The following is a 14841-nucleotide window of genomic DNA, read 5'->3' as shown; positions in this document are numbered from 1 at the left end:
GCAGGCTGTCGATGCTAAGGCTTTGAATCAACTCACAAAGAGCAATTATAAAAGCCTGTCCTCTCTCTACATCTAAAATCCCCTGTAGAATCTCTTTATGATAAAGCTTGGTATCTTCTTCCTCGTCATGCAAAAGCTCGTCAATGGCATAGGCAAATTCCTTGGGAAGCTTTTTCCGAACCTTGGAACGGGTATACTTGGAAGCAATCTTTAGACATAGGGCCACCAGACGGTGAATGGTAATCTTCTGCCATTCCTTATCCTCCAGATAGGTATTGCGCTTATCCATAAAAGTCTCTCTGGGATAATAGATCAGGTTGGCTAAATTCAACTGTTCCTCTTCTCCAAGATAATGAGAAAATACATCGGAAATCTTAGAACGAATCACTCCTGAAGCGGAACGCATCAGGAAAATAAAGGCTTCACTTTCTCCGTGAAGGTCTGAAAAAAAATACTCAGTCCCCTTGGGAAGACCGCAAATTGCCCGCAAATTGATAATCTCCGCTGCCGCTGCATCCGCACTGGGAAAGCTCTTTGCCAGCAGACGAAGATAATCCAAATCTCTTTTCATACACCCTCCTTGACTGTTTATGAACCGAAGTTCTGCATTTTTTCCCGGCATATTTCTGTAATTCTTTTGATTTTCTCCTGAAAATGTATTAATACTGTCACTTTACCATATTTTTCGATAAAAAATCTATCTTTTTTGTTAGAAATTAAAAAAGAAGCTTTGTAAAAATAAAAAAGCATTTCACATATTATAGGTCTGTAATTCAGGCACGCTCTCGCTAACCTCTCCTCGTAGCGGACACTAAGCGAAAAACAACAGTTCCTGTGTTTTTCGCAAGTGCCGACGGGCTCAGATTGCCTTCATTACAGACCTATAATGCTGAAATGCTATATCTGTTTGATTTTCTCAACTGATTATATTTCTATAATATCTCTTAAAGCTCTTGGCTATATCTCTACAAAAAATCATTCTTCCGAAAATCCGTCTTTTTTACTATTAAAAAATTTGTTGCACTGTGCTTCAACAGCATTTGTTGACAAACTTAATGCTCCTCTCTGGCTACTACGGAGGGGTCTACTTCCTTTCGGTTTAAAATCTCCAAAAATTCTTCTCCGGTAATGGTTTCTCTTTCATAGAGGAACTTGGTAATTTCGTGAAGTTTGGTGATATTGTCCTCCAGAAGCTTATAAGCCTTATCGTGTTGTTTCTTTACCAAGGCCACTACCATCTCATCAATCTTGGTTTGGGTTTCCGGAGATACGGTAAGGCTGGAATCTCCGCCCAGATACTGGTTATGCAGCTGCTCCATGGCTACCATTCCCACCTCCGGATTCATACCGTAACGGGTAATCATGGCTCTTGCCGACTTGGTAGCTCGCTCAATATCATTGGAAGCTCCTGTAGTGCAGGTATGGAAAATGAGTTCCTCCGCACAGCGTCCGCCGGTGAGAGTGGCAATTTCATTTTCCAGCTCTTCCTTAGAATAGAGATAATGGTTTCCCTCTTCCTCCACCTGCATAGTATAGCCCAAAGCACCTGAGGTTCTAGGGATAATGGTGATTTTATGAACCGGCGCGGAGTCCTTCTGCAAAGCTGCAACCAGGGCGTGTCCAACCTCGTGGTAAGCTACAATCAGCTTTTCCTTCTCCGTCATCACCTTATTTTTCTTCTGGTAACCGGCAATAACCACCTCAATGGACTCTTCCAAGTCGGACTGGATAACTCTTTCTCTGCCGGCACGAACCGCCCTTAAGGCCGCCTCATTGATAATGTTGGCAAGCTCTGCACCGGACGCACCGGGAGCCGCCTTGGCAATGGCCTCCAGGCTTATGTTATCAGACATCTTAATCTTGGCACTATGTACCTTTAAAATGTCGATTCTTCCCTGATAATCCGGAAGCTCCACCGGTACTCTTCTGTCAAAACGTCCCGGACGGAGAAGTGCCGGGTCTAACTGATCAGGCTGGTTGGTAGCTGCCAGTAGAATAATGGCCTTATTACTGTCAAAACCATCCATTTCTGTAAGGAGCTGATTCAAGGTCTGTTCTCTTTCGTCATTTCCCCCTAAGCCGCCGGCACCACGCTTTTTACCGATGGCATCAATCTCATCAATAAAGATAATGCAGGGGGACTTTTTCTTCGCCTGATCAAAAAGATCACGAACCTTCGCCGCTCCCATACCCACATACATCTCCACGAATTCCGATCCGGAAATGGAGAAGAAGGGAACACCTGCTTCGCCGGCTACAGCCTTGGCCAGCATGGTTTTACCGGTTCCCGGAGGTCCCACAAGCAAAGCTCCCTTGGGAATCTTGGCACCGATTCTGGAATACTTGTCCGGATGATTTAAGTAGTCCACCATCTCCGTGAGAAGCTCCTTTGCCTCATCTTCTCCGGCCACATCCTTAAAGCGGATGCTGTCATCCTTCTTCTCATATTCTCTGGCGTTGGATCTTCCTAAACCGCCCAAGCCAAAACCGCCTCCCATGCCGCCCATGGCAGATCCCATACGCTTGGAAAGCCAGTTTCCTAAGGCCATAAAGAGCAGTAAAGGCACAACCCAGGAAAGAATAAAGTTTAAGAAGAAATTACTCTCTACAGGAATGCTTTCATTGTACTCTACTCCCTGAGCATTTAACTCCTGCATAATCTGGGCTTCGTTAAACTCGTTGTTCACTCTTGTGGTGCTGTAGCTTTGCGTCTTACCGTCTTTTTTAACTTCATAAACAATGGTATTTTGATTAAATTCCACCTTGGTGACGGTCTTATCCGTTATGGCCTTTTGGAATTCCGAATACGCAGCGGGCTCAATTCTTGCCTGCTTCATTGCCGGAAATACAAAGGTATTCAGCAATAAAGTAATAATCATGGCAATAAAGACATAGAACAGGAAAGATCTAGGTCTGTTCCCTCCTCCATTGTCATCCTTTTTGTTGCCGGGAAAGAAATCATCCCAGCCGGGCATAGAATTGTTCTTATTGTCCATAAGCATCTCCTTTCATTTGTTCTCTATACGGTATTCCTAAAATTTCTTTATATTGTTTCAACCATTGCCCTGTTAAAAGCGGAATACAAGGTGAAACTTTAAAGCAGCTTCTTCTAAACGAGATACTGTATTCTCTTCAGACGCTACTCCTTAAGAATAAAAAAAAGAACTCTATGGAGTATAGAGTCCTTTTGTGTTTAAAGTATGAAAAGCGTAAGAAAATTTTTCGTTACATAATCTTCTTAATCAAGTCGCAAAGCTCCTCCACCGCCTCGGTTTTTCCTTCCTGAATATCGGAAACCACGCAGCTTTCTATATGGCTTTGTAAAAGCTCCTTACTGAAGGCTTTTAAGGCGGAGGAAACGGAACTTACCTGGGTAAGAATATCTACACAATATCGCTCCTTAAGAAGCATATTGCGAATTCCTCGAATCTGTCCCTCCATTCGGTTTAAGCGAGAAATTAAATCTCTTCTTTCTCCCTCATCTCTAGCCTGTTTTTTCTTTCTTCCTCCGCAACAGCCTCCCATTTCCAGGGAAGCCTCTTGCTCTTGCTTTTGCTCCTCCTGCATAAATGCAATCTCCCTTATAGACATTCTTGCTTTCACATCATTTTATAAAAATCAGAGTCTTACTTGATTATTAACACTGACTAGGAAAAATGATGATGAAAATTAGTTATGAAATGGATTTCACCGTATATTCCTGATCCTCTACGGCCTTCTTCAATACTTCATCCGCCACAGCTTCTTTCAAAGTAACCACAGCCTTACCGGTTTCATGACTAACCTCAGCCGTTTCCACCTGTGGTAAAGCCTCTAAAGCCTTCTTTACGGTTCCGGAACAATGTCCGCACATCATACCCTCGATAACTAAATGCTTCTCCATAACAATCTCCTTTTCTTTTTGTGCATGACTCTCTTTCTTTTCAGAGTCAAAATCCAAGAGTAACTTTTCTCTCTTTTCTTCCGCCAAACCTTTCCTATGATCTCCAGCGGAATTGTTTATGTTAAATAAGTTTAACCTAAGTGCATTTAAGCACACGGAAAAGCTGGAAAGGCTCATAGCCGCTGCCCCCACCATCGGACTCATGGAAAAATTCCAATGGAATATGGCAGAATAAAATCCTGCAGCAAGGGGAATACAAATCACATTGTAGAAGAATGCCCAGAACAGATTCTCATGAATGTTTCGAATCGTAGCTCTGGAAAGTCGAATGCTCTTCGGAATATCCCTTACCTTGGACTTCATCAGCACCAAATCCGCCGCATCAATGGCCACGTCCGTTCCAGCACCTATGGCAATACCCAAATCCGCTCTTGTCAGAGCAACCGCATCATTGATACCGTCTCCTACCATGGCAACCTTACCATAGTTTTGCAATTTACGGATAACCGCTTCTTTTCCGTCAGGAAGTACTTCGGCAATGACCATATCCACTCCGGCTTCCTTTCCGATGGCATTTGCCGTCCTTCTCTGATCTCCGGTAAGCATAACCGTGAAAATGCCTTGCTTTTTCAGCTCTTCAATTCCCGCCTTAGCATCTTCCTTTAAGGTATCCGCTACGGCGATACAGCCCAAAAGCTTCTCTCCTCTTGCAAAGAATAATGGGGTTTTTCCCTCTTCGGAAAAGCTGTTGCACTGCTCCTCAAAACTCTTTTCCAAAGAAAAATGCTCTTTCATATAGGATAAGGAAGCGGCCACCGCTGTTTCTCCCTCTATGGTTCCGGAAACACCATGTCCCACCATAGCCTGAAAATTATCCACCGGCAATACAGAAATCTTCTTCTCTTCCCCATAGCTTAAAATAGCTTTTGCCAAGGGGTGTTCCGAATTCTTTTCCAAAGATACCGCCAAAGTCAGAAGCTCTTCTTCGGAAACTCCCTGCATAGGAAGAATATCTGTAAGCACCGGTGTTCCGTTGGTAATGGTGCCGGTCTTATCCAGTGCAATAATCTCTACCTTTCCGGCTGCCTCCAAAGAAGCGGCGGTTTTAAACAAGAGCCCGTTCTTCGCGCCGACTCCATTTCCCACCATAATGGCCACCGGGGTTGCCAGCCCCAAAGCACAGGGACAGCTGATTACCAGAACAGCTACGGCTCTGGAAAGGGCATCGGAAAATGTTCCTCCGCTTAAAAGAATGATAACAAAGGTCAGGATCGCAATACCGATAACCGCCGGCACAAAAATGCCGGAGATTTGATCGGCAATTCTGGCTATAGGAGCCTTGGTCGCTGCCGCATCGGATACCATTTGAATAATTTGAGATAGGGTGGTGTCCTTTCCTACTCTACTTGCCTTAGCCTTGATAAAACCGGAGCGGTTCAAAGTCCCGGCAGAGACATTGTCCCCCTCTCCCTTATCCACAGGAAGGGATTCTCCTGTTAATGCCGACTCATCCACAGCAGTAGTACCGCTTACAATGATGCCATCTACCGGAATCTGTTCTCCGGGATATACCGTGAAGAGATCCCCCTCCTTAACTTCCTCTACGGAAACTTCTGTTTCCTGCTCCCCAGTAAGAAGGTGTGCTTTTTTCGGGCTTAAATTCATTAAGCTCTTTAAAGCATCCGTAGTCCTTCCCTTGGAAATTGCCTCCAGCATCTTTCCAAAGGTAATCAGGGTGGGAATCATTGCCGCCGTTTCAAAGTATAGGTGGTGGCCCAGCATCTTAGTCTGCTCTATATTTCCCTCTCCAAAGGCATAAAGAATACCGTAAAGGATTCCCAGAGAATACAGGAAAGATGCGGTGGAGCCTAAAGCTACCAGGGTATCCATGTTGGGGGATAAAGCAAATGCACTTTTAAAACCGGAAATGAAAAACTTCTTGTTAATGAAAAGTACAATAATGCTGAGCAAGAGCTCCGTTAAGGCCAAAATGCCCGGATTGGAAAAGGCCTTGGGTACCGGAGCGTGAAACAACATGGGTCCCATAGAAAAATACATCAGGACAGCCAAGAAAAATAAGGATTGTAAAAATCGCTTTCTTAACTTGGGACTTTCGGTATCCTTTAAAGCATCACTCTTATCTTGCTGTTCCGATCCGGATGCACTCTTATCCGGATTCTCAAAACCGTAACCGGCAGCTTCTACCGCCTTTTGGATTGCATCTGCCCCTACCTCTCCTTCCACTCCTAAGGAGTTGGTTAAAAGAGAAACGGAGCAGGACTTTACGCCGGGAACTTTAGACACGGCTTTCTCTACTCTACTTTGACAGGCAGCACAGGTCATTCCTGTAACTCTATACTGTTTCATCTCTGCCTCCTTTCTGTTTACGAGCATATAATATACCCCCATGGGGTATGTGTCAAGGAGGGAGATATAAAAAATTGAAGAACTTGAAATATACACTTCTAATATTTCAAGTTCTTCAATTTTTCAGCATTTTTAGAACTCTATCTTATTATAGGCTTCTCCTTTTTCTACATCATATAGGATGAAGCTCTTGTCTTCCAGGATGCCATAGCTATGGGGGCTGTCTTCTTTTGGATAGCTGATGGATCCGGGGTTCAGGTGATAGTAATACTTTTCTCCCCTAGTCTTCCTCATTGCCACCGGAACATGGGTATGTCCCTGGAGAAAGATATCTCCATCTTTTTGAAGGGGAAAGCTCTCTGCGTTATAGACATGACCGTGGGAAAGGAAAACTCTGTGCTTTCCCCACTCCAGGAGGGCATAGTCCGCCATGACGGGAAAATCCAATACCATCTGATCCACCTCTGCCTCACAGTTCCCCCGAACCGCAAGAATTTCTTCCTTTAATGGATTCAAAAGAGCAATTACTTCCTTGGGGGCATAGTCCTTTGGCAGAGGATTTCTGGGTCCATGGTACAAAACATCTCCCAAAAGCAGGATTCTATCGCAGCCGCTTTTCCGATAAGCCTCTATCGCTAAGCTTGCATAGTAAGCAGAACCGTGAATATCACTTAGTACAAAATACCGCATTTTACATCCTTTCCGGAGCGGAGAAGCCCAGCACCTGAATACAATCCATAAGCACCTTCCAACTCAGGCAAAGAAGGCCGATATATTCCTTCTTCTTTTGCTCATTTTCCTCCGTCAAAATCTTTACATTGTGATAGAAAGAATTGAACTGGTTGGAAAGAGTATAGATATAGGTACAAATCTTATGGGGAGCACATTCTCTCCATGCATCCCGCATCTCATCCTGAAAGGCTGCCAGAATTTTTTCGAGAGCCATAACATTTTCATCCCCGGAGCTTCCCAGGGAATAATTCTTTGCATTGTCCGTAATCCAACTTAGGGTATTCTTCCAGTTCTCCCCCTTACTTTCCGCATACTTTCGCAAAATGGAAGAGATTCGTACAATGGTATAAAGAATATAGGGACCGGTGTTTCCCTCAAAGGCGGTAAACTTTTCCAGGTCAAAGATATAATCCTTGGTAGCCTGATTGGAAAGGTCACCGTACTTTAAGGCAGCCAATGCCACGATTCCTGCTGTTTCCTCTTTTTCCTCTTGACTCAAGCCGTTGTCCTTGGATTCCTCCATACGCTTTAAAACAGAATCTCTGGTTTCGGAAATCAGGCGCTCCAGTCTTAAGACGCCGCCTTCTCTGGTTTTAAAGGGCTTTCCGTCCTTTCCATTCATAGTACCAAAGCCGATATAGCTTAACTCCGTCTCTTTAGGAAGAAGCTCTGCCCGTCTTGCCACACGGAAAAATTGGGTATAGTGAAGAGCCTGACGGCTGTCCGCAATATAAAAATACAAATCCTTGGGATAATGCTCTTCTCTGTCCATAATGGTTCCCAGGTCGGAGGTAGCATAAAGGCTTGCTCCGTCAGACTTTTGAATCATGCAGGGAGGATATTCCTTACTGTCTCCCTCCTCCGTGATATCCACCACCAATGCGCCCTGAGAACGATAGGCTAATTTCTTCTCTTCCAAGAGAGCAATCAGCTTAGGAATATAGGGGTCCGCATCGGACTCTCCCTTCCACAGGTCAAAGTGCACATCCAAAGCTTCATAGTTCTTCTTTAAATCCGCAACGGAAACCTCCATAATTCTTTCCCAAACCTTATGGAATACAGGATCTCCCTGCTGAAGCTTTAAGGTGTTTTCCTTGGCACGGTTGGCATATTCTTCATTGACCAGATTTCCGGCTTCATCCTTCTCCTTGGCTTTCTTAGAAGCAAAGGGGTAAATCTCTTCCAGCTCGGAAATCGTAAAGGGCTTTTCCAGTTCTCCTCTGTCCTCTAATTCCGTGATGATAAGACCCATTTGCAGACCCCAGTCTCCAAGATGCACATCTCCCACCACATCATTGCCAAGTCTTTGTCCCATTCTTTTCAGGGCTTCTCCGATTACGGCAGAACGAAGGTGTCCTACATGAAGAGGCTTTGCCACATTGGCTCCGCCGTAGTCCAATAAAATCTTTCGACCTTCCTTCTCAAAAAGACCGTTTTTCTCTTCCGTCTGCATTTCCTGTAGATAAGCTCCCAGGAATTGCGGAGAAAGCTTTACATTTAAAAATCCCGGCTTCACCGCTTCCACGGAGGAAAATAAAGGGGTATCCTTATAGCTTTTCTTTTCCAAAAAGCCCTTTACCTTCTCCGCTAAGGCAATGGGATTCTCCTGATATTTTTTTGCTCCCATCAAAGCACCGTTGCTTTGGTAGTCGCAAAGGTCAGGACGGTTGGAAACACTTACCTTTCCCAAGTCCTTGTCGTAGCCTGCCTCCACAAAGGCGGATTCCATAGCTTCCTGTAGTATTGCTTTTAAAGCTTGCATAGCTATCCTTTCTACAAAAAAAGGCTTCCTTTTAGGAAGCCTTAGTCTTCATTTTCTTACGGGAGAAGCTTTCTTCCCGATACTTATGCTCTAGACTCGTAGTCTCCTGTCTGAGTAGAAATAATAATCTTATCTCCAATATTTACAAACAGAGGAACCTGTACTTCAACGCCTGTCTCTACAGTAGCCGGCTTGGTTGCACCGGTGGTGGTATTACCCTTAATTCCCGGCTCTGTATGAGTAACCTCTAAGGTCACCTTCAAAGGAGGCTCTACAGAGAATACATTTCCCTGATAAGATACTACCTTAACAGTTTCGTTCTCCTTAACGAACTTCATGGAATCTGCAATCTGCTCATGAGACAAAGCAATCTGCTCAAAGGTCTCATTATTCATGAAGTTGTACATCTCTCCGTCATCATAGAGATACTGCATATCTACACGGTCAATACGTGCTGCAGGAAACTTCTCTGTGGGACGGAAGGTCTTATCGGTTACACCACCGTTAATAACATTTCTTAACTTGGTACGAACGAAGGCAGCTCCCTTACCGGGCTTAACGTGCTGGAACTCCACGATCTGAACTACCTGTCCATCCATCTCAATTGTAACACCATTTCTGAAATCACCTGCAGAAACCATAAATCCTCCTAAATCACTTTTCTTTGGGAAAAACTCCCCCTTTTCTTAGGCACTTGGCCATTAACTCGGGAACAATTCTAATATAAAACAAATAAACATGCAAGCTTTCCTTCCGGAAAATCCGGCGAAAAAATCGGAATTTTCATAGAAAATCAACGGAAATGTCCTATTCTCTTCCTTCTAAAAACGATGTCCCCCACCGCCGGAGGAATGGCCTCCTCCACCGCTGAAACCTCCACCGCTAAAGCCGCCACCGCCACCGCTACTTCCCCCGGAGCTTCCGGAAGATCTGGGAACATAGAGCTTATTTTGTGAGATCAAATCCTTTCGTCGCCGGGCAATGATAAAGTCCGGAGCCATAGCCGCCAGGATAGCCCCCGCCGCAGCCGTTTCATTTCTCTTTCCTGTGATAAGCCAGAGGAAATTCAGAAGTAAGGCCAAAGCGGCAGCAAGAAACAAATTGCTAATCCATCGCATCGGCGTCTCCACAAAGCGTCCCTCCATCTTGGCATTCATCTGCCGGAAGGCCATAGTGGCAGTTTTTCCGAAATCCCCCTTGGAGGCATAGCGATAAATGTTATCCGTAATGCTGTCTGCCACATGATTATTGATGGTATTGTATAAGCTTCCCGAACTTTGAATTCTTATTTCCCTATTATACATATCAATCAATAAGAGGCTGGCGCTACCGTTGGGAAAGGACCCCTCCAACAATTCCTTGGCAGTGGACGCCGCTGAGTAGCCACCCTCTCCGGAAACAAAGGCAATATTCCCGTACTTGGTTAATGGTATCATCGCCTCCTTAACCTGCGTTTCTTCGGAAGAACTAAGCAAATCACTGTCATCCAAAAGATAGGCCTTATAGCCGGAACTGCTGTTAGTATAAACGGAAGCTTGCAAGAGCTCATCGCTGCTTAAGGCAAAGCTCTGAAAAGAAAGTGTCAGCAAAAAACTGAAAAATAGAAATACAGTAGCATACTTTTTTAAGAATCTTCTATTCATCACTTCACCCCCTTCTTGTCAAAAAATTCCGGTATGGAACGGGTGGATAAAATATTGAACTTCTTTATCATTAAACGCAGGGAAAGAATCGACATAATCCCGCTTACCGCACTGGCCAGATAGTAATATTCATCCTGTACCGGGTGCCAAAGCATAATAGCTAAGGAAAAGAAAACGGAAATAAGAGCATATCCGGTTCCATTATGCCGGAGAAGCTTTGCCTTCTCCTCCTTTGACTTGTTTTTGTTTCCTGTAAGACTGTCTTCTCTCTTTTTGATTTTAGAAATCTGTCCCTGGGCCAGAACAATCAAGAGAGTGGACAAAGCCATGGTATACCAGGGAAGGTTCTCCGCCTTAATTTGAAAAAATAAATTTAAAATCAGGAATATGGGAATGGCAATCATCATGGAGGCATTATGAAAACGGCTTTCGCTTATGGGAATATCACAATAAACCTTACCGGTCTCTCCATTTACCACCGCATAGGCGATTCGATTGTCCTTTTTATAGCTCAAAAACCAAACCGGAAACATTCCCCGCTCCACAGTCACGGATTTTGCACCGATTTTCGTCAAGGAGCGAATGCTTTCATTGTTTAACTGCATGTCGCTTTCCTGAAAGCCCTGCCTTCCCATCACGGAGGACCAAAGCTGTTGTTCTACCATATGAAAGGCATTTGGCTCATATTGCTTGGCATCCGCATCCGCCACATCACTGTAAAAGCCTAAAAGAAAGTTCGGACTGAATTCCTTTAAATTCTTCTCGGTAAAGGGGGCAATACAGCCGGCAATCGTATCATCAAAACGAGTAGAGGCATCAAAGGGGATGTTATTAAACTTTCCCTGGAGCTGTCCGGAAAGGGCATATCGTTCCTGATATTGATAGCTTCCGCTTCGATATTCCTTCAGCCCTTCCAGTTTCAAGGGTTCATCCACTTCAAAACTATAAAGCCAGTAGGGAAGGTAATAGCCCACAAATCTTTCCAGATACTCCGGATTTTCCAGATCCTTATCATGATAGATAGCGGAACGAACCTTGTCCTGATAGCGCTTTTTACAATCCTCCTTGGTAAGCTGGAAGGGAATGATTTTGTGGGGCATCTCCGCCTGCTTCATTCGACTGGTAAACACCACGGAAGAACCGCAGTAGGCACAAAAGCCGGTGCCGGAAAAATCCGTACTCTCTATCTCAGCCCCGCACTGAGGGCAGGTAAAAACCTGGGTATCATAGTACTCCTGTACCACGCCTTCAACGGTCTTATCCTTATCATAGGGATTAAAAACGGAGTCGCATTGCTGACATTTCAGGCTTTGGGTTTTGATATCAAAAAGTAATTCTCCTGCACAATTCGGGCAACGGGCCATTCTTCCTCCTGTCTATTCCAATCTGCTGTTTCCTGGCTTTCGTCAGTTTTTTCCTAAATCTTAGGTGTTCTCAGTAAAATTTCTTCTCTCTTCGGGCCATTGGACACCATGGTAATGGGAACCTCCAACTCCTTCTCAATAAAGTCGATATAGTCTCTACACTCCTTAGGGAGATCCTCATACTTACGAATTCCGCGGATGTCCTGCTTCCAGCCCTTCATTACGGTATATACCGGCTTTGCCTTTCTTAATAATGGAGTTACCGGAAAATCACGAATTACTTCACCATCGATTTCATAGCCGGTACAAATGGGAATCTCATCCAAATATCCCAGGGGATCCAAAACGGTCAAAGCCACCTGGGTTGCTCCCTGTAAAGCGCAGCCATAACGGGAGGCCACCGCATCATACCAGCCCACACGTCTGGGACGTCCCGTGGTCGCTCCGTACTCTCCCTTATCTCCGCCTCTCTTACGAAGCTCCTCCGCCGCTTCTCCGAAGAGCTCGCTGACAAATTCGCCGGCTCCTACCGCAGAGGAATAGGCCTTGGTAACACAAACCACATCGGTAATGGCATAGGGAGGAATTCCTGTTCCCACAGCACCGTAGGAAGCCAAGGTATGACTGGAAGTAACCATGGGGTAAATACCGTGGTCAGGATCCTTCATGGTTCCCAGCTGTCCCTCCAGTAAAATCTTCTTTCCCTCTTTAATAGCAGTTCTCAGGAATAAGGAAGTATCCTTTAAAAATGGCTTAATCTCTTCTCTTTGCTTCTTAAGCTCTGCTAATACCGTATTGAAATCCAGAGGCTCCTTGCCGTAGAGATTGGTAAACAAGGCATTCTTGATTTCCAAAATCTTCTTCAGACGTTCCTCTAAAATATCATCAAAGTAGAGCTCATTAAACTGTAAGCCGATTTTGGCATATTTATCGGAGAAAAATGGAGCAATACCGGACTTTGTGGAACCGAAGCTCTTCTTTCCTAAACGCTCCTCCTCATAAGTATCTTGTAACACATGGTGAGGAAGCATTACCTGGGCACGGTCGGAAATATAAATCTTTGGCTTCGGTACACCGGCCTCCTCCAAAGACTTCAGCTCAGCCAGAAATTTTCCGATATCCACGGCAACACCATTTCCCAAAACACAGGTCACATTGGGGTTAAACACTCCGCTGGGCAGAAGGTGCAAAGAAAAACGGCCATAAGGATTGATGATGGTATGTCCCGCATTGGCTCCTCCCTGAAAACGAACTACGATGTCCGCAGATTCCGCCAAAAAGTCTGTAATCTTCCCCTTTCCTTCATCCCCCCAGTTTGCACCGACAATTGCTTGAACCATACTTGTTCCCCTTTCTTACATTTGAATTGTATAATGCAGTGCGAATGCACCCTCCAACAGCTAATACCCAAAAATCTAGTCCTTTTTAATCAATCTTGTAATCCACAGATACACATAAAAAAGACAGGGAAGAATCATGACACAGAACAATAGCGCCAGCATATACTCTTTCTTTCCCCCGGTGAATGCCAGAAACAATAAGGCAATCAGGGCAAGACAAAAAAGTATTAAAGTGAAAATGGCCATTCCTCTCTTCATATCTTTTCCTTCCTCAGTATACAAAATTTAAAAATATCACACAAGATGCTTGTTTTAATCATTTCTATCCTAATGCTAAACTTCAGTATCATAGGATTACTTTTTCCGGGTGGCTATCCATCGCCAGCCCTTCGTTCCCCGGTACTTAAAGCTTGATTTCTACGGAAAGATTTAAAAGCTCTTTATTCTTTTCCAGCAAGGGATCTATATCCGTAGCAATAAAATCCTCCACCTGCTCCTTGCAGCGCCCGATATATTTTTCCGGAATCAAAAGCTCCTCTAAATCCGACTTTTCCAAAGGAAATTCCGGATCCTCCGCAATTCTTTGCAGCAAATCATTGTCCAGTCCGTCTCTTTTCACTCTTAAGCCTGCCTCCATGGAGTAGCTTCTGATTTTCTCGTGGAGCTCCTGCCGGTCTCCCCCTCTTTTTACCCCATCCATCAGGATGTTTTCCGTTGCCATAAAGGGAAGCTCTTCCCGAAGATGCTTTTCAATCATTTTCGGATAAACCACCAAAGCGGAGGCCACATTGTAATAGAGATCCAAAAGCCCGTCTGTAGCCAAAAAGGCATGGGGCACGGAAAGTCTCTTATTTGCAGAATCATCCAAAGTCCGTTCAAACCACTGGGTTGCGGCAGTCATGGGAGGATTCTGACTCTCCGCCATGACGAAGTTGGCAAGGCCCGCAATTCTTTCACAGCGCATGGGATTTCTCTTATAGGCCATGGCACTGGAACCGATTTGCTTTTTCTCAAAGGGCTCCTCCACTTCCTTCAAATGCTGTAAAAGCCGGATATCATTGGAAAACTTATGGGCGGATTGAGCGATTCCGGACAGAATCGCCAGAATCTTGGAATCAATCTTTCTGCTGTAGGTTTGGCCGGATACAGGATAAACTCCGGGAAAATTCATTTTCCTTGCAATCTTTTTATCCAGCTCCCTGCATTTTTCATGGTCTCCTTCAAAAAGCTCCAGGAAGGAAGCCTGGGTTCCAGTAGTTCCCTTGGAACCTAAAAGCTTTAAGGAAGAAATGCATTCCTCCACATCCAGAAAATCCAGATATAAATCATGTAGCCAAAGGCTGGCTCTTTTTCCCAGGGTTACGGTCTGTGCCGCCTGAAAATGGGTATAGCCAAGCATGGGCAGTCCTCTATACTCCAGGGCAAAGTCCGCTAAGACCTTCATACAATTTAAAAGTTTTTTCCGAATAAGCTTTAAGCCCTCTCGCATGGTAATCAGGTCCGTATTGTCTCCCACATAGCAGGAGGTAGCCCCCAGATGGATGATTCCCTTTGCCTTCTCGCACTGTACTCCGTAGGCGTAGACGTGGCTCATCACATCATGGCGTACTTCTTTCTCTCTGGCCATGGCCACATCATAATTAATATCCTCTGCGTGAATCTTTAATTCCTGAATCTGCTCTTCGGTAATGGGTAGCCCCAGTTCTTTTTCACTTTCCGCCAGAGCAATCCACAGCTTTCTCCAGGTTTT

12 protein-coding genes are annotated in these 14841 nt (G+C 44.7%); all 12 read right to left on the bottom strand.

The features are described 5' to 3' along the window. Window positions 1-571: fructose-bisphosphatase class III (locus tag ACO4PX_RS03555; protein ID WP_485571478.1), on the bottom strand; the 571-nt coding region annotated here is incomplete at its 3' end. A 481-nt stretch (window positions 572-1052) separates the two neighbouring features. Continuing rightward, a complete protein-coding gene (gene ftsH, locus ACO4PX_RS03550; protein WP_485561219.1) occupies window positions 1053-2996 on the bottom strand; it encodes an ATP-dependent zinc metalloprotease FtsH in 1944 nt (647 codons plus the stop codon). A 229-nt stretch (window positions 2997-3225) separates the two neighbouring features. Then, complete coding sequence (locus tag ACO4PX_RS03545; protein ID WP_485571477.1) at window positions 3226-3567, bottom strand: metal-sensing transcriptional repressor; 342 nt, start codon at window positions 3565-3567, stop codon at window positions 3226-3228. A 106-nt stretch (window positions 3568-3673) separates the two neighbouring features. Further along, window positions 3674-6250 (bottom strand): heavy metal translocating P-type ATPase, encoded by a 2577-nt coding sequence (locus ACO4PX_RS03540; protein WP_485571476.1) that lies wholly within the window; start codon window positions 6248-6250, stop codon window positions 3674-3676. 132 nt (window positions 6251-6382) lie between these two features. Beyond that, window positions 6383-6940, bottom strand: a complete 558-nt coding sequence (yfcE, locus tag ACO4PX_RS03535; protein ID WP_485571475.1) for a phosphodiesterase — start codon at window positions 6938-6940, stop codon at window positions 6383-6385. A 1-nt stretch (window position 6941) separates the two neighbouring features. Then, on the bottom strand, window positions 6942-8744 hold the full coding sequence (gene argS, locus ACO4PX_RS03530; protein WP_485571474.1) for an arginine--tRNA ligase: 1803 nt from the start codon (window positions 8742-8744) through the stop codon (window positions 6942-6944). An 83-nt stretch (window positions 8745-8827) separates the two neighbouring features. Next, window positions 8828-9385 (bottom strand): elongation factor P, encoded by a 558-nt coding sequence (gene efp, locus ACO4PX_RS03525; protein ID WP_007156011.1) that lies wholly within the window; start codon window positions 9383-9385, stop codon window positions 8828-8830. A 180-nt stretch (window positions 9386-9565) separates the two neighbouring features. After that, window positions 9566-10387 (bottom strand): TPM domain-containing protein, encoded by an 822-nt coding sequence (locus tag ACO4PX_RS03520; RefSeq protein ID WP_485571472.1) that lies wholly within the window; start codon window positions 10385-10387, stop codon window positions 9566-9568. Then, complete coding sequence (locus ACO4PX_RS03515; protein ID WP_485571470.1) at window positions 10387-11751, bottom strand: TFIIB-type zinc ribbon-containing protein; 1365 nt, start codon at window positions 11749-11751, stop codon at window positions 10387-10389. Before ACO4PX_RS03515 ends, ACO4PX_RS03520 begins: the two co-directional genes overlap by 1 nt. A gap of 53 nt (window positions 11752-11804) precedes the next feature. Next, window positions 11805-13091: an adenylosuccinate synthase gene (locus tag ACO4PX_RS03510; RefSeq protein WP_485571468.1), complete on the bottom strand. Its 1287-nt coding sequence runs from the start codon at window positions 13089-13091 to the stop codon at window positions 11805-11807. A 75-nt stretch (window positions 13092-13166) separates the two neighbouring features. After that, on the bottom strand, window positions 13167-13349 hold the full coding sequence (locus ACO4PX_RS03505; RefSeq protein WP_485571466.1) for a phosphate ABC transporter substrate-binding protein: 183 nt from the start codon (window positions 13347-13349) through the stop codon (window positions 13167-13169). Between the two features lie 145 nt (window positions 13350-13494). Continuing rightward, on the bottom strand, window positions 13495-14841 hold a 1347-nt coding region (gene purB / locus ACO4PX_RS03500), incomplete at its 5' end, for an adenylosuccinate lyase (protein WP_485571464.1).

Source organism: Oribacterium sp., assembly GCF_057249185.1.
The sequence above is the reverse complement of the archived record's forward strand: the minus strand, read 5'-3'. Positions and strand labels throughout refer to the sequence as shown.